18 protein-coding genes are annotated in these 21,494 nt (G+C 68.8%); 9 read left to right on the forward strand and 9 right to left on the reverse strand.

Annotated features, from left to right (window positions below):
* Positions 1-57: 57 nt before the first annotated feature.
* The 3 genes from KV106_RS32275 to KV106_RS32285 all read left to right on the forward strand — a co-directional run bounded on the left by KV106_RS32275 (position 58) and on the right by KV106_RS32285 (position 3,294).
* Complete coding sequence (locus tag KV106_RS32275; RefSeq protein WP_057597704.1) at positions 58-1,524, forward strand: NAD-dependent succinate-semialdehyde dehydrogenase; 1,467 nt, start codon at positions 58-60, stop codon at positions 1,522-1,524.
* Between the two features lie 91 nt (positions 1,525-1,615).
* Positions 1,616-2,518 (forward strand): hypothetical protein, encoded by a 903-nt coding sequence (locus KV106_RS32280; RefSeq protein WP_261215407.1) that lies wholly within the window; start codon positions 1,616-1,618, stop codon positions 2,516-2,518.
* 197 nt (positions 2,519-2,715) lie between these two features.
* Positions 2,716-3,294 carry a type 1 glutamine amidotransferase domain-containing protein gene (locus KV106_RS32285; RefSeq protein WP_057597703.1) on the forward strand — a complete coding sequence of 193 codons (579 nt, stop codon included), beginning with the start codon at positions 2,716-2,718 and terminating at the stop codon, positions 3,292-3,294.
* Between the two features lie 9 nt (positions 3,295-3,303).
* Here KV106_RS32285 and KV106_RS32290 read toward each other — a convergent pair whose 3' ends face one another.
* Entirely contained in the window at positions 3,304-4,473 is a 1,170-nt protein-coding gene (locus KV106_RS32290; protein WP_261215410.1) for a citrate synthase, read from the reverse strand.
* 83 nt (positions 4,474-4,556) lie between these two features.
* Between KV106_RS32290 and KV106_RS32295 the strand changes: the two genes are divergently transcribed.
* Both KV106_RS32295 and KV106_RS32300 read left to right on the forward strand, forming a co-directional pair.
* Positions 4,557-5,669, forward strand: coding sequence for a citrate synthase/methylcitrate synthase (locus KV106_RS32295; RefSeq protein ID WP_261215412.1), 1,113 nt, complete (start codon positions 4,557-4,559; stop codon positions 5,667-5,669).
* Between the two features lie 79 nt (positions 5,670-5,748).
* Positions 5,749-6,786, forward strand: a complete 1,038-nt coding sequence (locus tag KV106_RS32300; protein WP_261215414.1) for a hypothetical protein — start codon at positions 5,749-5,751, stop codon at positions 6,784-6,786.
* Here the strand turns inward: KV106_RS32300 and KV106_RS32305 are convergent.
* The 7 genes from KV106_RS32305 to KV106_RS32335 all read right to left on the reverse strand — a co-directional run bounded on the left by KV106_RS32305 (position 6,777) and on the right by KV106_RS32335 (position 15,474).
* Positions 6,777-8,024: a phenylacetate--CoA ligase family protein gene (locus KV106_RS32305; protein ID WP_057597144.1), complete on the reverse strand. Its 1,248-nt coding sequence runs from the start codon at positions 8,022-8,024 to the stop codon at positions 6,777-6,779. The two genes, KV106_RS32300 and KV106_RS32305, sit on opposite strands and share 10 nt — an antisense overlap.
* Positions 8,025-8,358: 334 nt before the next feature.
* The gene (locus KV106_RS32310; RefSeq protein ID WP_057597143.1) at positions 8,359-9,171 is read right to left on the reverse strand and encodes an ABC transporter ATP-binding protein; all 813 of its coding nucleotides are present in this window, start codon (positions 9,169-9,171) and stop codon (positions 8,359-8,361) included.
* A gap of 149 nt (positions 9,172-9,320) precedes the next feature.
* A complete protein-coding gene (locus KV106_RS32315; RefSeq protein WP_057597142.1) occupies positions 9,321-10,652 on the reverse strand; it encodes an ABC transporter substrate-binding protein in 1,332 nt (443 codons plus the stop codon).
* Positions 10,653-10,717: 65 nt separating this feature from the next.
* Positions 10,718-11,782 (reverse strand): branched-chain amino acid ABC transporter permease, encoded by a 1,065-nt coding sequence (locus KV106_RS32320; protein WP_057597141.1) that lies wholly within the window; start codon positions 11,780-11,782, stop codon positions 10,718-10,720.
* Positions 11,783-11,785: 3 nt separating this feature from the next.
* A complete protein-coding gene (locus tag KV106_RS32325) occupies positions 11,786-12,715 on the reverse strand; it encodes a branched-chain amino acid ABC transporter permease (protein WP_093344126.1) in 930 nt (309 codons plus the stop codon).
* A 1-nt stretch (position 12,716) separates the two neighbouring features.
* Positions 12,717-13,499: an ABC transporter ATP-binding protein gene (locus KV106_RS32330; protein WP_057597139.1), complete on the reverse strand. Its 783-nt coding sequence runs from the start codon at positions 13,497-13,499 to the stop codon at positions 12,717-12,719.
* Position 13,500: 1 nt separating this feature from the next.
* Positions 13,501-15,474: an AMP-dependent synthetase/ligase gene (locus KV106_RS32335; protein ID WP_261215420.1), complete on the reverse strand. Its 1,974-nt coding sequence runs from the start codon at positions 15,472-15,474 to the stop codon at positions 13,501-13,503.
* A gap of 85 nt (positions 15,475-15,559) precedes the next feature.
* Between KV106_RS32335 and KV106_RS32340 the strand changes: the two genes are divergently transcribed.
* Positions 15,560-16,348 carry a Crp/Fnr family transcriptional regulator gene (locus KV106_RS32340; RefSeq protein WP_057597138.1) on the forward strand — a complete coding sequence of 263 codons (789 nt, stop codon included), beginning with the start codon at positions 15,560-15,562 and terminating at the stop codon, positions 16,346-16,348.
* The gene (locus tag KV106_RS32345) at positions 16,345-16,815 is read left to right on the forward strand and encodes a hypothetical protein (protein ID WP_261215422.1); all 471 of its coding nucleotides are present in this window, start codon (positions 16,345-16,347) and stop codon (positions 16,813-16,815) included. Before KV106_RS32340 ends, KV106_RS32345 begins: the two co-directional genes overlap by 4 nt.
* Positions 16,816-16,827: 12 nt before the next feature.
* Here KV106_RS32345 and KV106_RS32350 read toward each other — a convergent pair whose 3' ends face one another.
* Positions 16,828-18,261, reverse strand: coding sequence for a sigma-54 interaction domain-containing protein (locus KV106_RS32350; RefSeq protein ID WP_057597136.1), 1,434 nt, complete (start codon positions 18,259-18,261; stop codon positions 16,828-16,830).
* Between the two features lie 285 nt (positions 18,262-18,546).
* On the opposite strand from KV106_RS32350, the gene KV106_RS32355 reads away from it, so the two are divergent.
* Together KV106_RS32355 and KV106_RS32360 are read left to right on the forward strand one after the other, a co-directional pair.
* Complete coding sequence (locus KV106_RS32355) at positions 18,547-19,479, forward strand: 3-hydroxyacyl-CoA dehydrogenase family protein (RefSeq protein ID WP_082322037.1); 933 nt, start codon at positions 18,547-18,549, stop codon at positions 19,477-19,479.
* A 100-nt stretch (positions 19,480-19,579) separates the two neighbouring features.
* Positions 19,580-21,379 carry a tannase/feruloyl esterase family alpha/beta hydrolase gene (locus KV106_RS32360; RefSeq protein ID WP_261215427.1) on the forward strand — a complete coding sequence of 600 codons (1,800 nt, stop codon included), beginning with the start codon at positions 19,580-19,582 and terminating at the stop codon, positions 21,377-21,379.
* The last annotated feature ends 115 nt before the right edge of the window (positions 21,380-21,494 follow it).

A 21,494-nucleotide genomic window follows, 5' to 3' on the forward strand; every position in this document is an offset into this window, starting at 1 on the left:
GGCGTGGTCCCCTCGTCGTTTCCCCTTTCAGCAACGACGACCCGGAGACCCTGCCCGATGCCCGCCCTTCGACTCAAAGACCCGACCCTGCTGCGCCAGCAGGCCTACGTTGCCGGCGCCTGGATCGATGCCGACGACGGCACCACCGTCGCGGTGACCAACCCCGCCAACGGCGAGACCATCGGCACCGTGCCGATGTGCGGCACGGCCGAAACCGAGCGCGCCATCGCGGCCGCCGAGAAGGCCCAGAAGGGCTGGGCCCGGCTGCCCGCCAAGGAGCGCTCGGCGATCCTGCGCAAGCTCAACGACCTGATGCTGGCCAACGTCGACGACCTCGCGTTGATCATGACCACCGAGCAGGGCAAGCCGCTGGCCGAGAGCCGCGGCGAGATCGCCTATGCCGCCTCGTTCATCGAGTGGTTCGCCGAGGAGGCGCGCCGCGTCTACGGCGACACCATTCCCGCGCCGCAGGCCGACCGCCGCATCCTCGCGCTCAAGCAGCCCGTGGGCGTGACGGCCGCCATCACGCCCTGGAACTTCCCGGCCGCCATGCTCACGCGCAAGGCCGGCCCCGCGCTGGCCGCGGGTTGCGCGATGGTGGTCAAGCCCGCCACGCAGACGCCGTACTCGGCGCTGGCCTTCGCCGAACTGGCCGAGCGCGCGGGCGTGCCCAAGGGCCTGCTGTCGGTGCTCACCGGCTCGGCCAGCAAGATCGGCGGCGAGATGACGCGCAGCCCGATCGTGCGCAAGCTCACCTTCACCGGCTCCACCGAGGTCGGCCGCACGCTGATGAAGCAGTCGGCCGACACCATCAAGAAGCTCTCGCTCGAGCTCGGCGGCAACGCGCCCTTCATCGTGTTCGACGATGCCGACATCGACGCGGCCGTCGAGGGCGCGATGGTGTCGAAGTACCGCAACACCGGCCAGACCTGCGTCTGCGCCAACCGCCTCTACGTGCAGCGCGGCGTGCTCGAGGCCTTCACGCAGAAGCTGGTGGCCAGGGTCCAGGCGCTCAAGGTCGGCGACGGCACCGAGGCCGGCGTCAACCAGGGCCCGCTGATCGATGCCAAGGCGGTCGAGAAGATCGAGGAGCACGTGGCCGACGCCGTGGCCAAGGGCGCGCAGGTGCTGGCCGGCGGCAAGCGCCATGCGCTCGGCGGCCTGTTCTACGAACCCACCGTGATCGGCGGCGCCACCGCCGACATGCTGTTCGCGCGCGAGGAGACCTTCGGCCCGCTGGCGCCGATCTTCGCCTTCGACACCGAGGAGGAGGCCGTCGCCGCGGCCAACGACACCGAGTTCGGCCTCGCCGCGTACTTCTACAGCCGCGACATCGGCCGCATCATGCGCGTGGCCGAGTCGCTGGAGTCGGGCATCGTGGGCGTCAACACCGGCCTGGTGTCGACCGCCGAGGCGCCGTTCGGCGGCGTCAAGCAGTCGGGGCTGGGGCGCGAGGGCTCGAAGTACGGGCTCGACGATTTCCTCGAGGTCAAGTACGTCTGTCTCGCGGGATTGGACAAGTAGCCAAAGAATAGGTTGCAGATGAGTCGTCGATTGGCAAACTCGCAGAACTGCCTGATTTGGGCGGACATGCGAGGCTTGGGAGGGCCAATCGATGAACAACAGAGTGGATTCGCAAAAAGGGGTGGCGCAGGCAGGTAGCGTCACGCGCAATCAAGAGGAGGAGGCGCAATCGCGAGGAAGAGAGGCGAGTGACGATTCGGAAATCGGCCTCTCTGCGTTCATTGGGCGCTTTCTTGCGATCGCATCATTCGTAGGTGTGGTTCTTTCACTGTTGGGCTACGGCGTTGCGCTGGCGACGGAAGCTCGATTCGGAATGCCAAGAGCGCAATTGATCGATTCAACGATGGATATGTTGGATCTTTCGAGTTGGGTCATCTTGCAGGTTGTCACCAAGGGATTCGAAGCTCTTGGGACCTTCGCCTTCTATAAGAAAACCCTCTGGGAAACCAGATATGCATTGGGCATGCTTTTCACGGGTTGGCTGATAGCGCTGGTCGTCCTCTATCTCTATCGCAAGAGAAAGATCTTCACTCGACGTTCCACGAAGCAGAAGAGTCGGAAGCAGGAAGTCAGTGATGTTCGATACGTCATCAACAAGACGTGGTGGATGCCGGTCAGCATTCTGATCGCTCCACTGGTGATGTTGCTCGGCGTCGTGCTGATCCTTGTTGCCGCGGCGATGCTCACGATTGTTCCCATCGTAGGAATGTCTGCCGGCAAGACGCACATCGACAACTTCGTCGTCGCGCCGGAGAAATGTGTTTCCCTTGCAAATCGAGCCCGACGCCTGGAGTTGCAGTCGAAGCCGGATCAAGGAAGCACCGAAATTGGCGTGCAATGCGTATCCGTTACCTTCACCGAAGGCGACCTTCAAGTCAAAGGGCGTGTTGTCTTTGCCTTGAGCAAGGTGCTCATCCTCTACGACCCTGAATCCGGAGCCGTGAAACGTGTTCCAACGGAGAACGCAATCGTTGAAGTGATTCCTGCGCTGTGAGCGCGAGGGGCGTCGACGGCGGCGCGCCAGCAATCCATTCAACGGATACGCGCAATCTCCACGAACTGGTAAGCGGAGGTTGCCTGCCGTCGAACTGTCCGACAAAGGGGGCCGGCACCGGCCGATGCGGCGTGCATGGCTCGGGCCTAGGGTGAAGTTTCATTGCCTCGAGAAACCCACCCAAGGAGTGATTCACCATGCCCACCATCACCACCTCTTCACTGGACGGAATGACGGTCGCGATCCTCGTGTCGGACGGCTTCGAGCAGGTCGAGATGACCGAGCCGCGCAAGGCGCTGGAGGCCGCGGGCGCGAGAACGCAGGTCGTCTCGCCGCTCGACGGCAGCGTGCGCGGCTGGAAGCACCACGATCCGGCCGACACCTTCGAGGTCGACGTGCCGCTCAAGATGGCGAACCCCGACGACTTCGATGCGCTGCTGCTGCCCGGCGGCGTCGTCAACCCCGATGCCCTGCGCATCGACGAGAAGGCGGTCGCGTTCGTGCGCGCCTTCGTCGAGGCCGGCAAGCCGATCGCGGCGATCTGCCACGGGCCCTGGACCCTGATCGATGCCGGCGGCGTGAAGGACCGGCGCATGACTTCGTGGCCCTCGCTGCGCGCCGACCTGCGCAACGCGGGCGCGCGCTGGAGCGACCAGGAGGTCGTGGTCGACCATGAGCTCGTGACCAGCCGCAAGCCCGACGACCTGCCGGCCTTCAATCGCGAGATGGTGCGCTTGTTCGAGCTGGCGCACGAGGCGGCGCTGCAGCACCACTGAGGCCGCGCTTCAGTCCTGCGCGACGGCCGGCCCCGTGTAGCGCGCCCGCGGCCGTATCAGGTGGCCCGTGGCCGCCTGCTCGAGCACGTGCGCGGTCCAGCCCACGCTGCGCGCGAGCGCGAACAGAACCAGCGGCGCATCGGCCGGCAGCTTGTGCACGGCCGCGAGCGCGGCCAGCGCGAAGTCGATGTTGACGGGCTCGCCCACGAGGCGCTCGCCGGCCTCGCGCAGCGCCGCGAAGGCCGGCGGCAGTTCGAGTTCCTCGAGCAGCGCGGCGCAGCGCACATCGCCGGCCGGATAGAGCGGATGGCCGAAGGCCGCGAGCGGCCGGTCGTGCGCGAGCCACTCGCGCGCGGCCGCGTCGGCGCTCGACTGCTCGGCTTGCCGCACCAGCGCCTGCACGGCGCGCGCCGCGCCGCCATGCAGCGGGCCGGTCAGGGTCGCGAGGCCGGTCAGCAGGCAGGCCGCGAGCGAGGCGCCGGTGGAAGCCGTGACGCGGGCCGCGAAGGTCGAGGCATTGAGTTCGTGATCGGCCAGCAGCACCAGCGCACGACGCAATTGCGCTGCCGCGCGCGGGCGGCGCCAGGCCGCGGCGAGGCGCGCATGCAGCGGCTGCGCGGCGGCGCTCGCCGGCACCTTGCCGATCAGCGCATCGGCCAGCGTGCCCACCACCTCGGCGGCCTCGGCGCGCAAGGCCTGCGGCGAGCGGCCGCGCGAGGGCGGGTCGATCGCCGCGCGCAGTGCGAGCGCGCGCAGGCCCGCCTGCAGCGCTGGCAAGCCGTCGCGCTCGGTGGCCTCACCGGAGGAAGACAGGCGCGGCGGCGCACATTCCCACAGCAGGCCCGCCACGTCCTCGAGCGTGGCCCCGATCGACAGCGCGCAGGCGTCCTGCCCGCGGTACCAGAGCCGCCCGCCGGCCACGGTCGACACGGCCGAGGGCAGCACCGGCTCGCCCCACTGGATCGCCTCGCTCGCCACCGCCTCGCTGCTGCGCCGCCCCTGCGCGCGCGCCGCGAGCCGCTGCACGTCGTCGCGGTGGTAGAGGCTGCGCCGCGGGTCGGCGGCATCGGGCTTGGCGCGGATGCGGCCGCGGCTCACGCCGGCATAGAGCGTCTGGGGCCGCACCTGCATCAGGGCGAGCGCTTCGGCGGCGGGAAGCCAGGGCGAGGAGCGGGTCATGTTGATGGAATGGATCAAGATTGACGTCAATGTTAGCGGCGCCAGAATCGTCCGCATCGTGAACACGAATGGAGCATGAAACGATGAACGACGATGGACTCGAAGGCGTGGTGGCGGCGCACACCGTGCTGTCGGAGGTGGATGGCGCGGCGGGCCGGCTGGTGATCCGCGGCCACACGCTCGACGAGATCGCGCGCCGCTGGCAGTTCGAGGACGTGGCGGCCGCGCTGTTCGAGGGCTTCTTCGAACGCGCGCCCGATGCCGCCAGCCTGCGCGTCGCGCTGGGGCGCGCGCGGCGCGAGGCCTTCGAACGGCTGCAGCCCGGCGACGAGGCGCAGCTGCGCCGCCTGCCGCCGATCGAGGCCGTGCGCGCGCTGCTCGCGCGGCTGCCCGACGGCGACGACCTCGCGACCGCGCTGCGCCTGCTGGCGGGCCCGGCGGTCTATACGGGCGCGGTGATGCGCTGGCGGCTCGGCGTGCCGGCGCTCGCGCCCGACGAAGGCCTGGGCCACGCGGCCGACATGCTGCGCATGCTGCATGGCCGCGCGCCCACGGCGGCGCAGGCGGCGGCGCTCGACACCTACCTCGTCACCGTCTGCGACCACGGCCTCAATGCCTCGACCTTCGCGGCGCGCGTGGTGGCCTCCACCGGCGCGGGCCTGGCCTCGGCGGTGCTCGCGGGCATCAGCGCGCTCAAGGGGCCGCTGCATGGCGGCGCGCCCGGGCCGGTGCTCGATGCACTCGACGCCATCGGCAGCGCGGCCCATGCGCGCGCCTGGCTCGAGGCAGCCGTGGCAGAGGGCCAGCGCCTGATGGGCTTCGGCCACCGCATCTACCGCGTGCGCGATCCGCGCGCCGATGCGCTCAAGGGCGCGCTGAAGCGGCTCAGCGCCGAGGGCGGGGTCGATGCCGCGCGCTTCGCGCTGGCCGAGGCCGCGGAGCAGGCCGCGCTCGCGATCCTGCGCGAGAAGAAACCCGACCGGCCGCTCGAGACCAATGTCGAGTTCTACACGGCGCTGCTGCTCGAGGCGCTGGGCTTCGGCCGCGAGAGCTTCACCTGCGTGTTCGCGGCCGGTCGCACAGCGGGCTGGCTCGCGCATGCGCGCGAGCAGGTGCAGAAGGGGCGGCTGATCCGGCCGCAGTCGGTCTACGTGGGGCCCGAACCCGCCGCGCGGGAACCCGCACTCGCGCACTGAGCCTACACGGCGGTCCCGCCGTCCTCCGATACGCTCGTGGCGACTGTCTTCCATTTCCAGCGACACGACGTACCGACCGATGACGACCGCCGACCCCGCCCATGCCCGCGCGCTGCGCCTGCCGCGCGACTTCGCGCTGATCGCGGTCGGCCTCGATGCCGTGCTGCTCGCGGGCAACATGGCGATGCTGCTGCTGCCGGGCACCGACGATGCGGCGCAGATCCGCCGCGCCTACGCGCAGGCCGGCGTGTGGATCCTGCTGGCCGCGAGCACGGCGATGTCGTGGGCGCTGATCGGCGGCCTGGCCTGGAGCCACGGCCGCCAGGCGCTCGAGCGGCTGGGCGTGCCGCGGGTGGCGCTGTCGGGCGGCGCGCGGCTGCGTTTCGGCGGGGCCTGGCTGCTGGTGCTGGTGCTCAACCACCTCGCGCTCACGCCGCTGTTCTACGAGCTGCAGCTGATGTTCATGCCGGGCGGCCGTTATGCCGAGGCGCTGGGCGGAGCGATGCCGCGCCTGAGCCTGGGACTCGCGGCACTGCTGCAGTCGCTGGTGCAGCTCGCGGTGCTGGTGCTGGGCCTCTGGCTCGCGGCGCGCTTCGCGTTGCGCCGCAGCCGCTCGGCGGCGGCCGAGGCGCTCGATGCGCGCGCGCCCGACGAGGTCTCGACGGTGCCGGCCGGTGCCTCGCCGCGCGCGGCGGTGGCGCTGCTGGTGGGGGCGTTGTTCGCGTCGCTGCAGGTCTGGAGCGCGCTCGCGGCGGCGCGCTGGGCCGGCGCCTCGCAGGACGGCGGGCCCTGGGCGTTGCTGTTGACCTGGGCCCTGCCTCCGGTCGTGGCCTGCGCGCTCGCGGTCTGGGGCGGCTGGCTGGGCACGCGCCCGGGCCTGTGGCCGGTGCGCCCGTTCCGCGCGGTGTCGGCCGCGCTGCTGAGCTTCGTACTGGTGCAACTGGGCTGCATCGCCTTCGCGTTCCTCTGGTTCGCGCTCGCGGTGGGCGCGGTCCAGGCGCTGCAGGGCATCGGCGCGATGGCCGGCTTCATGGTCGTGCTGATCGCGCTCTACGCGGCGCTCACGGTGCTGCTGGCGCGCGCGATGACGCGCCGGTTGTACCGGCGCTACTTGTAGCTGCGCGCGTCCTCGATCACCTTGCCGTCGTTCGGCAGGCTGCCGGGCGCCACCAGCTCGATGGTGCCGCGCAGCTTGGTCACCTCGCGCACGGCCTCCGCGATGCGCACCACCAGGCCTTCGGGCGCGCCCGCGCATTCGAGCCGGAAGTTCATCTGGTCGTCGCCCATCTCTCCCGACACGACGAGCCGCGCGCGCTGGATCTCGGGAAAGCGCCGCGCGATGTCGGCCACCTGCGAGGGATGCACGAACATGCCGCGCACCTTGGTGGTCTGGTCGGCGCGGCCGAGCCAGCCCTTGATGCGCTTGTTCGTGCGGCCCGTGGGGCAGGTGCCCGCGAGCACGGCCGAGAGGTCGCCGGTGCCGAAGCGCACCAGCGGATAGTCGGGGTTGAAGGTGGTCACGACGATCTCGCCGACCTCGCCGTCGGGCACGGGGTCGCCGGTGCCGGGGCGCACGATCTCGACCAGCACGCCCTCGTCGAGCACCAGGCCTTCGCGCGCGCTGGTCTCGTAGGCGATGAGGCCGAGGTCGGCGGTGGCGTAGCACTGGGTGCCCTTCACGCCGCGCGCGGCGATCCAGTCGTGCAGGCTCGGCGGGAAGGCCTCGCCCGAGACCAGGGCCTTGGTGAGCCAGGGCAGCTTCTGGCCCTTCTCCTCGGCCTTCTCGAGCAGGATCTTGAGGAAGCTCGGCGTGCCGGCATAGCCTTCGGGCTTGAGGTCGACCATGGCCTCGAGCTGCTGTTCGGTCTGGCCGGTGCCGCCCGCGAACACGGTACAGCCGACGGCGCGCGCGCCGCTCTCCATGATGGAGCCGGCCGGTGTCATGTGATAACTGAAGCTGTTGTGGATCAGCTCGCCGCTGCGAAAGCCCGCGGCATGCAGCGCGCGCGCGGTGCGCCAGTAGTCGCGCGCCTCGCCCTCGGGTTCGTAGATGGTGCCGGGGCTCGCGAACACGCGCGGCATGCGGGTGCCGCGCGCAATGGCCGAGAAGCCACCGAAGGGGTCGTTCTCGCGGCCTTGCTTCTGCAGTTCGAGCAGTTCCGACTTGCGCGTGACCGGTAGTTTCGCGAGGGCCTCGCGCGTGGTGACGTCGGCGGCCTTGATGCCGTCGAGGATCTTCGAGAGGGCGGGCGCGGCGGTCTGGGCCTGGGTGATCTGTCGGGGCAGCGCGGCCAGCAGGTCGCGTTCGCGTTCGGCAGGGTCGCGGATCTCTAGTGCGTCGTAGTGGTCGGTCATGTCCGTACCCTTCAATCTGTTCAATTCGGATTTCTGCTGTCTTGCTTCGAGAGGGGCGTCCGGGGCGCGTGCACAGGACAGCGGGTACTTCCCTCCGCGAATGTCCCCCGCCCTTCGGGCTCCTCCTTGATTTCGCTGCGGGAAGCACCCACTGCCCTGTGCACGTGGGCGCTGCGGTGGTGCCGGCGGTTCAACAACGATTGCGTCCCGGCTCGCGTCGATGGGGTACTCCCCGCAGCGAAATAAAGGAGGAGCCGAAGGCGGGGGACATTCGCGGAGGGGAGTACCCCATCGGCGCGAGCCCGTCCCCACACGCAAGCAGTAGGCAAACACATCAAGCCAGCCACCTCTTGCGCCGCTTGTAGCTCTTCACATCCCGGAAGCTCTTGCGATCCGCCCCACCCACGCCGAGGTAGAACTCCTTCACGTCCTCGTTCTCGCGCAGGCTCTGCGCCGCGCCGTCCATCACGATGCGGCCGTTCTCGAGGATGTAGCCGTAGTCGGCGTAGCGCAGCGCCATGTTGGTGTTCTGCTCGGCCAGCAGGAAGGTCACGCGTTCCTTGGCGTTGAGGTCCTTCACGATCTCGAACACCTCCTCCACGATCTGCGGCGCCAGGCCCATCGAGGGCTCGTCGAGCAGCACCATCGTCGGGTTGGCCATCAGCGCGCGGCCGATCGCGCACATCTGCTGCTCGCCGCCCGAGGTGTAGGCCGCCTGCGAGGTGCGCCGCGTCTTCAGGCGCGGGAAATAGGCATAGACCTTCTCGAGCGTCTGCTGCACCGCGGCCTTGCCGTCGGTGCGCGTGTAGGCGCCCGTCATCAGGTTCTCCTCGATGGTCAGGTGCGCGAAGCAGTGGCGGCCTTCCATCACCTGGATCAGCCCGCGCTTGACCAGCTCGGCCGGCGACAGCGCCTCGATGCGCTCGCCGCGCAATTCGATCGTGCCCTTGGTGACCGCGCCGCGCTCGCCCGCGAGCAGGTTGCTCACCGCGCGCAGCGTCGTCGTCTTGCCCGCGCCGTTGCCGCCCAGCAGCGCCACGATCCCGCCCTCGGGCACGGTCAGCGACACGCCCTTGAGCACCAGGATCACGTGGTTGTAGATGACCTCGATGCCGTTGACGTCGAGAAGGATGTTGGGTTGGCTCATGGTGTTCTTTCGGACATCCGCAAAGACATGCATCTACGAAGCGATGCCTTTGCGGATATCGCCTCCCGTGCAGGGGAGGCAGGCCCCCTTCCGCCTGGCGGGAGGGGGTAGGGGGAGAGTGCCGTCGACCGGTGGCACCTGCCAGAGCGTCAGCTCTGGCAGTCGGCCGCGTCGCGACGCGTGAGCTTCTTCTCGGTGGCGTACTTGTCGGCCGCTGCCTTCGCCATCGGCTTGATGATCTGCTCGTCGGCCTGGTACCAGTCCGACATGCCGCCCCATTGCGCGCCGTCCCAGGTGTGGACGCGCGCCCAGGTCGAGCCGATGTGGTCCTGGCACGAGGTGCTCACCGGACGCATCACGCCCGAGAAGCCCAGCGCGTCGAGCTTCTTCTGGTCGAGCGCGAGGTTCTCGAAGCCCCAGCGCACCTGCTCGCCCGTCATGACCTTGCCCTTGCCGAAGCGCTCCTGCGCGCGGCGCACGGCCTCGACCGACAGCATCTGGATGATCACGCCGCGCGTGTAGAGGACCGAGCCCACCTCGTCCTTCGGGCCCGTGCCCTGGCCCTTCTCGTGCACCTGCTTGAGGATGTCCTGGATCACCTTGGGCTGCGTGCCCGAGGTGTTGAGCGCCAGCGCGTTGTAGCCCTTGGCATTCGCGCCCACGTCCTTCACGTCGGGCTCGGCGCCGGCCCACCACACGCCGTACATCTTCTCGCGCGGGTAGCCCGTGGCCACGGCTTCCTTCAGCGCGGTGGAGTTCATCACGCCCCAGCCCCACAGCAGCACGTAGTCGGGACGCTGCTGGCGCACCTGCAGCCAGGCCGACTTCTGCTCGACGCCGGGCGCGGTCACGGGGATCAGCGAGAGCTCGAAGCCATTCTGCTTCGCGCGCTCCTGCAGCAGCGGGATCGGTTCCTTGCCGAACGGCGAGTCGTGATAGACCAGCGCGATCTTCTTGCCCTTGAGCTTGTCGAGGCCGCCTTCCTTCTTGCCGATGTGCTGGATCAGGATGTCGGCCGCGGTCCAGTAGCTGCCCATCAGCGGGAAGTTCCACTTGAACACGCCGCCGTCCTGCGAGGCCGCGAGGCCGTAGCCCAGCGTGATCAGCGGGATCTTGTCGGTCAGCACCTTGTCGGTCAGCGCGAAGGTGATGCCGGTGGCCTGCGGGTCGAACAGCGCGACGCCCGGGCGGCCCTTGAGGCGCTCGTAGCATTCCACGCCCTTGTCGGTGGCGTAGCCGGTCTCGCACTCTTCGTAGGAGATCTTCACGCCGTTGATGCCGCCTTGCGCATTGACCAGCTTGATGTAGTCCTGCTTGCCGTTGGCCCAGGGCGTGCCGTTGGGCGCGTAGGGGCCGGTGCGATAGACCAGCAGCGGGAAGAACTGCTCCTTGGCCTGGGCCTGTGCGAGCGAGGGCGCCAGCGCGGTGCCGAGGGTGCCGGCCACCAGTGCGGCGGTCAGAGCGAGCGATTTCAGTTTCATGCCTGTCTCCTTCTTGGGGGCACCGCGGTGCCGGGTTGTCAACGCCGAAAAAACGCCTGGAAAGCTCAATGGGGGAAGGGCCACAGCCGCAGCTTCTCCTTGGCCGTGGACCACAGCCGGGCGAGGCCGTGCGGTTCCACGATCAGGAAGAACACGATGAGCGCGCCGAAGATCATGTATTCGAGGTGCGAGGCCAGCGCGGTCGAGATCGAGAAGCCCAGCCAGCCCGGCAGCTGGTTCAGCAGCAGAGGCAGCAGCACGATGAAGGCGGCGCCGAAGAAACAGCCCATGATCGAGCCGAGGCCGCCGATGATCACCATGAACAGCAGCTGGAACGAGCGGTCGATGCTGAAGGCGGCCGGCTCCCAGGCCCCCAGGTGCACGAAGCCCCAGAGCGCGCCGGCCACGCCGACGATGAAGCTGCTGACCGCGAAGGCCGTGAGCTTGGCGTAGACCGGGCGGATGCCGATCACCGCGGCCGCCACGTCCATGTCGCGCATCGCCATCCATTCGCGGCCGATCGCGCTGCGCACCAGGTTCTTCGCGAGCAGCGCGAAGATCACCACCAGCGCCAGGCAGAACAGGTACTTCTGCACCGGCGACTCGATCGGGATGCCGAACACGTTGAGGCCCGCCACGCTGACCGAACCCGACGACGAGTTGTTGGTGAACCACTGGATGCGCAGGAAGGCCCAGTCGGTGAAGAACTGCGCCGCCAGCGTGGCCACCGCGAGGTACAGCCCCTTGATGCGCAGGCTCGGAATGCCGAACAGCACGCCGATCACCGTGGCGCACAGGCCGCCCAGCAGCAGCGAGGCGATCAGCGGCATGCCGTCGATGCGCACGTGGAAGTTGTAGGCCGCGTAGGCGCCCACTGCCATGAAGGCGCCGGTGCCCAGCGAAATCTGGCCGCAGTAGCCCACCAGCACGTTGAGTCCGATGGCCGCGAGCGACAGGATCAGGAAGGGCGTGAGGATGGCGCGCATCCAGTAGTCCGACACGCCGAGCGGCACCGCGATGAAGGCCACCGCGAGCAGCGCGAGGATCGCCACGCGGTCCTGCAGGATCGGGAAGATCTGCTGGTCGGCGCGGTAGGTCGACTTGAACTGGCCGTTTTCTCTATAGAACATGTCTCAGACCCGATCGATGATCTTCTCGCCGAACAACCCCTGCGGCCGCACCAGCAGGAACACGAGCGCCAGCACATAGGCGAACCAGATCTCGATGCCGCCGCCGAGCATCGGCCCGAGGTAGATCTCCGAGAGCTTCTCGCCCACCCCGATCAAAAGGCCGCCGATGATCGCGCCGGGGATCGAGGTCAGGCCGCCGAGGATCACCACCGGCAGCGCCTTGAGCGCCACCAGCGAGAGCGAGAACTGCACGCCGAGCTTGGAGCCCCAGATGATCCCGGCCACCAGCGCCGAGAAGCCGGCCACCGACCACACGATCACCCAGATGCGGTTGAGCGGAATGCCGATCGACTGCGCCGCCTGGTGGTCGTCGGCCACGGCGCGCAGCGCGCGGCCGGTGGCGGTCTTCTGGAAGAAGATCGCGAGCACCACCACCAGCGCCGCCGCCACCAGCGCCGCGATCAGGTCCTCCTGGCTCAGCAGCAGGCCGCCCTGGAAGGTGCTCTCGAGCACCATCAGCGGTTCCTTCGGCATGCCGACGTCGATCTTGTAGATGTCGTTGCCGAACAGCGTCTGGCCCAGGCCGTCGAGGAAGTAGGCGATGCCCAGCGTGGCCATCAAGAGCGTGATGCCTTCCTGGTTCACCAGCTTGCTGAGCGCGAGCCGCTCGATCAGCCAGGCCACCACGACCATGATCGCCATCGCCGCGATGAAGGCCAGGATGTTCGCGAGGATCAGGCTCTGGAAGCCCAGCCACTGCGGGATCCATTCGGCGAAGCGCGCCATCGCGAGCGCCGCGAACAGCACCATCGCGCCCTGCGCGAAGTTGAAGACGCCCGAGGCCTTGTAGATCAGCACGAAGCCGATCGCTATCAGCGAATAGAGCATGCCGACCATCAGGCCGCCGAAGAGGGTTTCCAGGAAAAAGCCCATGTCAATGCTCCACGCCCAGGTACGCCCGGATCACGTCTTCGTTGTTGCGCACTTCGTCGGGCGTGCCGTCGCCGATCTTCTTGCCGTAGTCGAGCACCACCACGCGGTCGGAGATGTCCATCACCACGCCCATGTCGTGCTCGATCAGCACGATGGTGGTGCCGAACTCGTCGTTCACGTCGAGGATGAAGCGGCTCATGTCCTGCTTCTCCTCCACGTTCATGCCGGCCATCGGCTCGTCGAGCAGCAGCACCTGCGGCTCCATCGCGAGCGCGCGGCCCAGGTCCACGCGCTTCTGCAGGCCGTAGGGCAGGCGGCCCACCGGCGTCTTGCGGTGCGCCTGGATCTCGAGGAAGTCGATGATGTGCTCGACGAACTCGCGCTGCTTGAGCTCCTCGCGCTCGGCCGGGCCCCAGCGCAGCGCCTGCGCGAGCAGGCCGCTCTTCATCTTGAGGTTGCGCCCCGTCATGATGTTGTCGAGCACGCTCATGCCCTTGAACAGCGCGAGGTTCTGGAAGGTGCGCGCCACGCCCATCTCGGCCACCTGGCGCGAGTTCATGTGCTTGAAGGTCTGGCCGCGGAAGGTGATCGAGCCCTGCTGGGGCCAGTACACGCCGTTGATGCAGTTGAGCATCGAGCTCTTGCCCGCGCCGTTGGGGCCGATGATGGCCCGCACCTCGTGCTCGCGCACGTTGAAGCTGATGTCCGTCAGCGCCTTCACGCCGCCGAAGCTCAGGGAGATGTTCTGCACGTCCAGGATGACGTCGCCGGTTTTTCTTGCCATGTCAGGCCGCCTTTGCCATGCCGGGGAAGCGCTTCGCCTCGACGATCTTCAGGGTCGCGCTCACCGCGCCGGTGCGGCCGTCCTCGAACTTCACCTGGGTCTCGATGAACTGCTCGGTCTTGCCGCCGTACAGCGCCTCGACCAGCACCGCGTATTTCTCGGCAATGAAGCCGCGGCGCACCTTGCGCGTGCGGGTCAGCTCGTCGTCGTCGGGGTCGAGCTCCTTGTGCAGCACCAGGAAGCGCGCGATCTGCGTCTCGCCCATGCCGGCTTCCGCCGCCAGGTCGGCATTGACCTTGCCGAGGCACTCGGCGATCAGCGCCAGCACCTCGGGCTTGCCGGCCAGGTCGACGTAGCCGCCGTAGGCCAGGCCGCGGCGCTCGGCCCAGTTGCCCACTGCCTCGAAGTCGATGTTGACGAAGGCACTGACCTCGTCGCGCGCATGGCCGAAGCACACGGCTTCCTTGATCTGCGGGAAGAACTTGAGCTTGTTCTCGATGTAGTTGGGCGCGAACATCGCGCCGCCCGCGAGCCGCCCCACGTCCTTGGCGCGGTCGATGATCCGCAGATGCCCTTCGCTGTCGAGCACGCCGGCGTCGCCGGTGTGGAAGTAGCCGTTCGCATCGAGCACCTCGGCCGTGGCGTCGGGGCGCTTGTAGTACTCCTTGAGCACCGAGACGCCGCGCACCAGCACCTCGCCGTCGTCGGCGATCTTGAGTTCGATGCCCGGCGCGGCCGTGCCCACGGTCTGCAGCTTGACCTTGCCGTCCTGCTGCAGGCAGACATAGGCGCAGGTCTCGGTCTGGCCGTAGAACTGCTTGAGGTTGACGCCGATCGAGCGGTAGAAGCGGAACAGGTCGGGACCGATCGCCGCGCCCGCGGTGTAGGCCACGCGGATGCGGCTCATGCCCAGCACGTTGCGCAGCGGCCCGTAGACCAGCAGGTTGCCCAGGCCGTACAGCAGCCGGTCGCCGGCGCCCACGGGCTGGCCGTTGAGGATGTCGGCGCCCACGCGCTGCGCGAGCGCCATGAACTTCGCATAGAGCCAGCGCTTCGGAGCGGCCGCGTCCTCCATGCGGATCGACACCGCGGTGAGCAGGCCCTCGAAGGTGCGCGGCGGGCCGAAGTAGTAGCTCGGGCCGATCTCGCGCATGTCGTTCATCACCGTGGCGGCCGACTCGGGGCAGTTGAGCGTGAAGCCGCCCACCAGCCACTGCGCCACCGAGAACAGGTGGTCGCCGACCCAGGCCATCGGCAGGTAGCTCATGATGTTGTCGCCGGGGCCGAGCCTGTCGGTCTCCACGCCGCCGCGGCCCGCCGCGATGAAGCTCGCATGCGTCTGGCACACGCCCTTGGGGCGGCCGGTGGTGCCCGAGGTGTAGAGGATCACGCCCACGTCGGTGGCCTCGCCGCTGGCCACCGCGGCGTCGAACACGCCGGGGTGCGCCTGGTCGTAGGCGCGGCCGAGTTCGCGCAGCCGGTCGTAGCTGATCAGGCCGGGCTGGTCGTAGTGGCGCAGGCCCTTCGGGTCGTCGTAGACGATGTGGCGGATGCCCTGGCGGCCCTCGCCGCGTGCCACGCGCTCGGCCTGCAGGTCGCGGCACTCGAGCAGCTTGTCGACCTGCTCCTGGTCCTCGACCACCACGAAGTCGATGGCCGCGTCGTCGAGCATGAACACCATCTCGTTGGCCACCGCGTCCTGGTACAGCGGCACCGGCACGCCGCGCAGGCTCTGTGCCGCGACCACCGCCATGTAGAGGTGCGGACGGTTGGCGCCGACGATCGCGAGGTTGTCGAAGGATTGGAAGCCCAGGCTCGCGAGGCCGCACGCGATCTCGCGCACTTCCTGCGCCACGGCGCGCCAGGTCCAGGTCTGCCAGATGCCGAGGTCCTTCTCCCGCACCGCGGGCGACTCGGGCTGCGCTTGCGCATGCGCAAGCAGCAGGCGGGGAAAGGTGAGGGCGTTTGTTTGCACGGTGCGCGGATCGTAGGGCCGCACTTTGACGCCGAGTTGTCGTTCCAACGACAATCCTAGGGACACTACTCCCCGGAGTTTCCCGATGCCGAACGGCAGCCCCTCGCTCAACCTCCCCCTCGCCGCGGGCAGTTCGATCAAGGACCGCGTGCGTCCGCCCAACGCGGCCGAGCTCGAGGGCATCCCCTGGCTGCTCACGCTCACCGCGCCCGAGCGCCGCCGCGCCGAGGCCGCGCTGGTGGTCGGCGAGGCCGAGGTCGGCGATCTCGTGTGCCGCGTGGGGCGTTCGCCCACCTACTGGTTCGGCGTGGTCGAGGGCCTGCTCAAGATGAGCAACGACAACGCCGACGGCGGCTCGGTCACCTACACCGGCGTGCCGCCCGGCGGCTGGTTCGGCGAGGGCACGGTGATGAAGCGCGAACCCTACCGCTACAACATCCAGGCGCTGCGGCGCAGCCTCGTCGCGGGCCTGCCGATCGAGAGCTTCCACTGGCTGCTCGACCATTCGATCGGCTTCAACCGTTTCGTGATGAACCAGCTCAACGAGCGCCTGGGCCAGTTCATCGCCGCGCTCGAGATCGATCGCCTCAACAACCCCGACGCGCGCGTGGCGCGCAACCTGGTCTCGCTGTTCAACCCGGTGCTTTATCCGGGCGTGGGCGAGGTGCTGCGCATCACGCAGCAGGAACTGGCCTACCTCGTGGGCCTGTCGCGCCAGCGCGTGAACGAGGCGCTCAACGGGCTGTCGGCGCAGGGCCTGATCCGCGTCGAGTACGGCGGTCTGCGCGTGCTCGACCTGCCCGGGCTGCGCGCGACGGCGATGACGAGCCGCAAGGCTTCCTCCACAGACACCGGCCACGGAAAGAAATCATGAGCCTGCAAGACCAACTCCAGATCGTTCCCGCCGATGCCGACGTGGCCGGCTTCGTGCCACCGCCGCCGCCCGCGCCCAAGGCCGAGGAGCCGGGCCCCACGCCCGAGCAGCTGGCCGAGCGCAATGCCGCGCTGAGCGAGCGGCTCGAGGCGATGGACGAGCTGCTCGCCAAGCCGCTCAAGGACATCCTCGCCGAGCACGAGAAGGCCGGCGAGTCCGCGCTCGCGTGGGATCGCTTCGGCGCGATGTGGATGCTGTCGCAGCGCGCGATGCGGCGCGTGGCGCTGGACCTGGGCGCGCAGCTCGGCGTGAGCGAACAGGAGATCGTGGCGCGCGCGCTCGCGCATGCGAACGCGGTGCTCAACGGCGCGGACGAGAACGACCTGGGCGGCACGATCGCGCCCGCGCAGATGGGGCACATCGCGCGGCACCGCAACTTCCTGCGCGGGCAGTTCCGCGGCGGTTGAACGCGCGGGTCGCTAGCGCTCGAGCGCCATCTGCTTGAGCTTGTTGTAGAGCGTCGAGCGGCTGATGCCGAGCAGGCGGGCCGCGAGCAGCTTGTTGCCCCTGGTCTCCTGCAGCGCATGGAGCAAGGCCTTCTGCTCGGTCTCGTTCACGGCGGCGTGCAGGTCGTGGCGCGCCGGGGCCACCGTCGCGGTCGACGCAGCAACCGCGGCCGGCCGCGCGCCGTCGTTGAGCAGCATGTGCTCGGCGCGCAGCTCCGAGGCATCGCCAGACACCACGCAGGCGCGCTCGAGCACGTTGCGCAGCTCGCGCACGTTGCCGGGCCAGCCGAAGCGTGCGAGCCGCGCCAGCGCGTCGGGCGCGACGTCCTTCTCGCGCATGCCCAGCGTGGCGCAGAGCTCGGCCAGCAGCAGGTCGACCAGCTCGGGCAGGTCCTCGAGCCGCTCGCGCAGCGGCGGGATCTGGATCGGCACCACGCTCAGGCGGTAGTAGAGGTCGGCGCGGAACTGGCCGGTCTCGACCAGCTGCCGGAGGTCGCGGCTGGTGGCCGCGATCACGCGCAGGTCGAGCGGGATCACGGTGTTGCCGCCGATCGGCTCGATCTCGCGCTCCTGCAGCGCGCGCAGCAGCTTGACCTGGATGCGCATCGGCATGTCGCCGATCTCGTCGAGGAACAAGGTGCCCTTGTCGGCCAGCATCATCTTGCCGGTGCGGCCCTTGGGATGGGCGCCGGTGTAGGCGCCCGGCGCGGAGCCGAAGAACTCGGCCTCCATCAGTTCCTCGGGAATGGCCGCCACGTTGACGCCGATGAAGTTCTGCCGCGCGCGCCGCGAGGCCGCATGGATGCCCTGCGCGACCATCTCCTTGCCCGTGCCGGTCTCGCCGAGCAGCAGCACCGTCGAGTCGGTGGCCGCCACCTGCCGCGCGCTGCGCCGCACCTGCGCGGCCTGCGGGCTCGAGCCGACGAAGTGGCTGAACTCGTACTTCGTGCGGCGCAGCTGGTTGAGCTTCGAGCGCGTGCGCTCGAGCTCGCTCTGCAGCTGCTGGATGCGCGCGAGCATCGGCCGCAGCGGATCGATCTCGTCGAACAGCACGAAGCAGAAGCCGCCGATGACTTCCTGTTCGTCGTTCTTGATCGGAAAGCGCGACACCACGGCCCAGCGGTTGTTGACCTCGATCACGTCGAACGGGATCGAGCGGCCGGTCTCGACCACCTCGGGCATGCGGGTGGTAGGCACCACCGTCGAGATGTGCTGGCCGACCACCGGCCGGTCGGGCTCCAGGCCGATGAAGGCCAGGTAGCGCGCGTTGGCCCAGATGACCTTGCTGTCGCGGTCGACCACGAAGGCGCCCTCGGCGAGCTGGCCGAAGAGCTCGAAGAAGGACTGCAGGGCCTGGCCCCGGATGCTCGCCAGGTCGAAGGCCTGGTCTCCCTTGATCTGCAGCATGGCTGACTCCCTTGGTTCGCGGTGCGAATGCCCACCGCGCGCGCAACGACTGTAGTGGCTCCGAATCGCTGTCCAGTTGTTGGACGTTGTGTGCAGTGGCTTGAACACTATTGGACATTGCTCGCACGGTATTCCGCGGGCGTGCCGCATGCGGGTTTGTACGAAGCGCCCGAGTGAAAAGCGCGTCCCTCGGCGAGGGGCGCAGTGTCCGGGCACGCTTTCTGCAAAAACCAGCGCAAGGCACCGAACGATCTCGGTGCCAAGCGATGCCGGGAGACAAGTTGCATGCATGGAAAGAATCGACGCGTGGCCGTGGTGGGCGCAGGGCTCATGGGCGTGGGCATCGCCACCTGCCTGGCGCTTGCCGGTGAAGACGTCGACGTGTTCGATCTCAGCGATGCGCGGCGCGGCGAACTGCCCGCGCTGGCCGAAAAGATCTTCGAGGAATTGATCGCCGCGGGCCGCATCAGCGAGGCCGGGCGCGACGCGGCGCTGGCGCGGATTCGCGTGGTCGCGACGCTCGCGGCGATGGCCGATGCCACGCTGGTCTTCGAGGCGGTCGTCGAGCGGCTCGAGGTCAAGCATGCGCTCTATGCGGAGCTCGAGGCGCTCCTGCCTTCCTATGCGCTGATCGCGAGCAACACCAGCGGCTTCATGCCCGACGTCCTGTGCGAGCGCATGCAGCATCCCGAGCGCTTCCTGGTCGCGCACTTCTGGAATCCCCCGCATGTCATCCCCTTCGTTGAACTCGTGCCGGCGACCGCGACGGCCCCCGATGCCAGCGCGGCCGTGCGCGAGCGGCTCGAGCATGCCGGCTTCGAGGCGGTGCTGCTGAGCCGGGCCGCGCCCGGCTTCATCGGCAACCGCATCCAGTTCGCGGTGCTGCGCGAGGCGCTGCACCTGGTGCAAAGCGGTGTCGCCGATGCGGCCACCGTCGACACCGTCGTCCGCTCCTGCATCGGACGCCGCTACGCATCGTTCGGCCCCTTCGAGACGGCCGACCTCGGCGGCCTGTGCACCTTCCTCGACATCGCGGGCCACCTGATGCCCGAACTCGAGAGCGACGCCTCGGGGCTGCAACTGTTGAAGGCCATGGTCGCGACCGGCCATTGGGGCGCGGCGGTGGGCCAGGGCTTCTACGAGTGGACGGATGCGCACTGGCAGTCGGTGCGGGAGCGAAGGCTGCGCATGTTGACGGACATGCGCTCGCCGCACTGACCGCCGCCGGTCCGGCCCGCGCCGCCAGCGCGGCAACGCGAGGTGTTTCCCGCCGCGCCCGCGTGGCGACTTTTCGAATTCATCACAAAGAGAGACAAGCATGCACCGAAGCACATCGACCCCCTCGCGGCGCGCCGCTCCAGCCATGCCGTGGGTGCTGGCCCTCGCCGCCGCGGCCTTGCTGGGCGCCTGTGGCGGCGGAAGCAGCGGCGTGACCCTCGGCGCCATCGTTCCGGGCGCGCCCGGGCCGCAGACACCGGCGGCACCGCCGCCGTCCGTTGAGGCGACACCGCTGGGTTGCGAGCAGATGGCCAGGCTGTCCGTGCCCGCATCGGCGATCGCGCTCGCCACCGGCGGCGCCAAGGTGACGGCGGCCACGCTGGTGCCCGCGGGCGGCAAGGCGCCGAAGAACTACGGCGAGCACTGCAAGCTCAGCGCCGAGATCGCTCCGGTCGATCCCGCCGCGCCGCCGATCAAAATGACCCTGCTGCTGCCCACCGAATGGAACCGCAAGGCGATGATGTACGGCGGTGGCGGCTACGACGGCACCATTCCCGGCGTCGGTGGCAATTTTTCCGCCGGTCCGGTCGATGTTCCCGACCCGATCGGCCGCGGCTATGCGATCTTCGCGAGCGACTCGGGCCACGACGCGGCCACCGATCCGAAGAACCCGGGCACCTTCGCGCTCAATGAAGAGGCCTTGCGCAACTTCTCGTTCGAGGCCTTGAAGAAGACGCGCGATGCGGCCGTCTTCCTGATCCGCCAGCGCTATGCGCGGGAGCCGGAACGCAGCTACTTCTTGGGCGGTTCGTCGGGCGGTCGCGAGGCGCTGGCGGTGGTGCAGAAATGGCCGACCGATTTCGACGGTGCCATCGCCTTCTATCCGGCCTTCAACGCGGCCGGTCTCGATCTGCAGTTCGGCCGCATCACGCGTGCGCTGGCCAGGCCGGGCGCCTATCCGAGCCTCGCGAAGCGCGCGGCGCTGTTCGATGCGTCGATGCAGGCATGCGACGCCCTCGATGGCGCGAAGGACGGGGTGATCGGCAACCAGATCGCCTGCAACCGACGCTTCGATCCCGCGACGGCCCTGCTCGATGGCCGGCCGCTGCGCTGCCCCGGCGGCGCCGATACCGCGGACGACTGCCTGTCGGACGCGCAGATCGCCGCCTTCAAGGTGATCGACACGCCGGCGATCTTCAACTATCCGCTGGGCAGCGGCGAGAACCAGTATCCGGGCTTCAACGTCTGGGGCGCAGAATTCGGCCGGCCCGGCACGGGCACCAAGGCCGACGAGACCCAGATGCTCCTCGCGTACCTGGGCCTCGGCTGGAGCGCCCCTGCCTTCCCGATGCCCGAAAGGGCGCCGTACCTCTCGGGATTCTGGGACCAGTGGGTGCGCTTCTTCGTCACGAAGGACCCGGGCTTCGATTCGCTGACGCTCGATCCCGAGAATCCCGGCCCGTGGCAGGCCCGGATCGCGGAGCTCACGCGGCTGCAGGACATCAACCAGGCCGACCTGTCCGCGTTCGCCGCGCATGGCGGCAAGCTGCTGATGGCGCACGGCACGGCCGACCCGTTGGTGACCCCGCGCGCGACCGACCAGTACTTCAACCGGGTGCGCGCCACCATGGGCGCCGAGCGCGTGAAGAGCTTCATGCGCTACTACCAGATCCCGGGCTACGGGCATGGAAGAAGCCTGGTCTTCAACGCCAGCTGGGATTCGCTGGCCGCGCTCGAGAACTGGGTGGAGCAAGGCATGGCACCGAGCGCGCAGACCGTGGCCGATACCCAAGGCGTTCCGGGCCGTACCCGACCGCTTTGCGACTACCCCGCATGGCCCAGGTACAACGGCCGCGGCGACCTCGACCTCGCGGCGAGCTTCTCGTGCGTCGACGAATGAGGGCCTCGCGCATGAAAGAACCCATCGCATCGAAAGAGGTCCGTCGATGAGCGGCTGCATTCTAGAAACACGCCAGCTCACCAAGGAATTCAAGGGTTTCACCGCGGTCAGCAAG

Source organism: Variovorax endophyticus, assembly GCF_025376855.1.
Lineage (GTDB): Bacteria > Pseudomonadota > Gammaproteobacteria > Burkholderiales > Burkholderiaceae_C > Variovorax.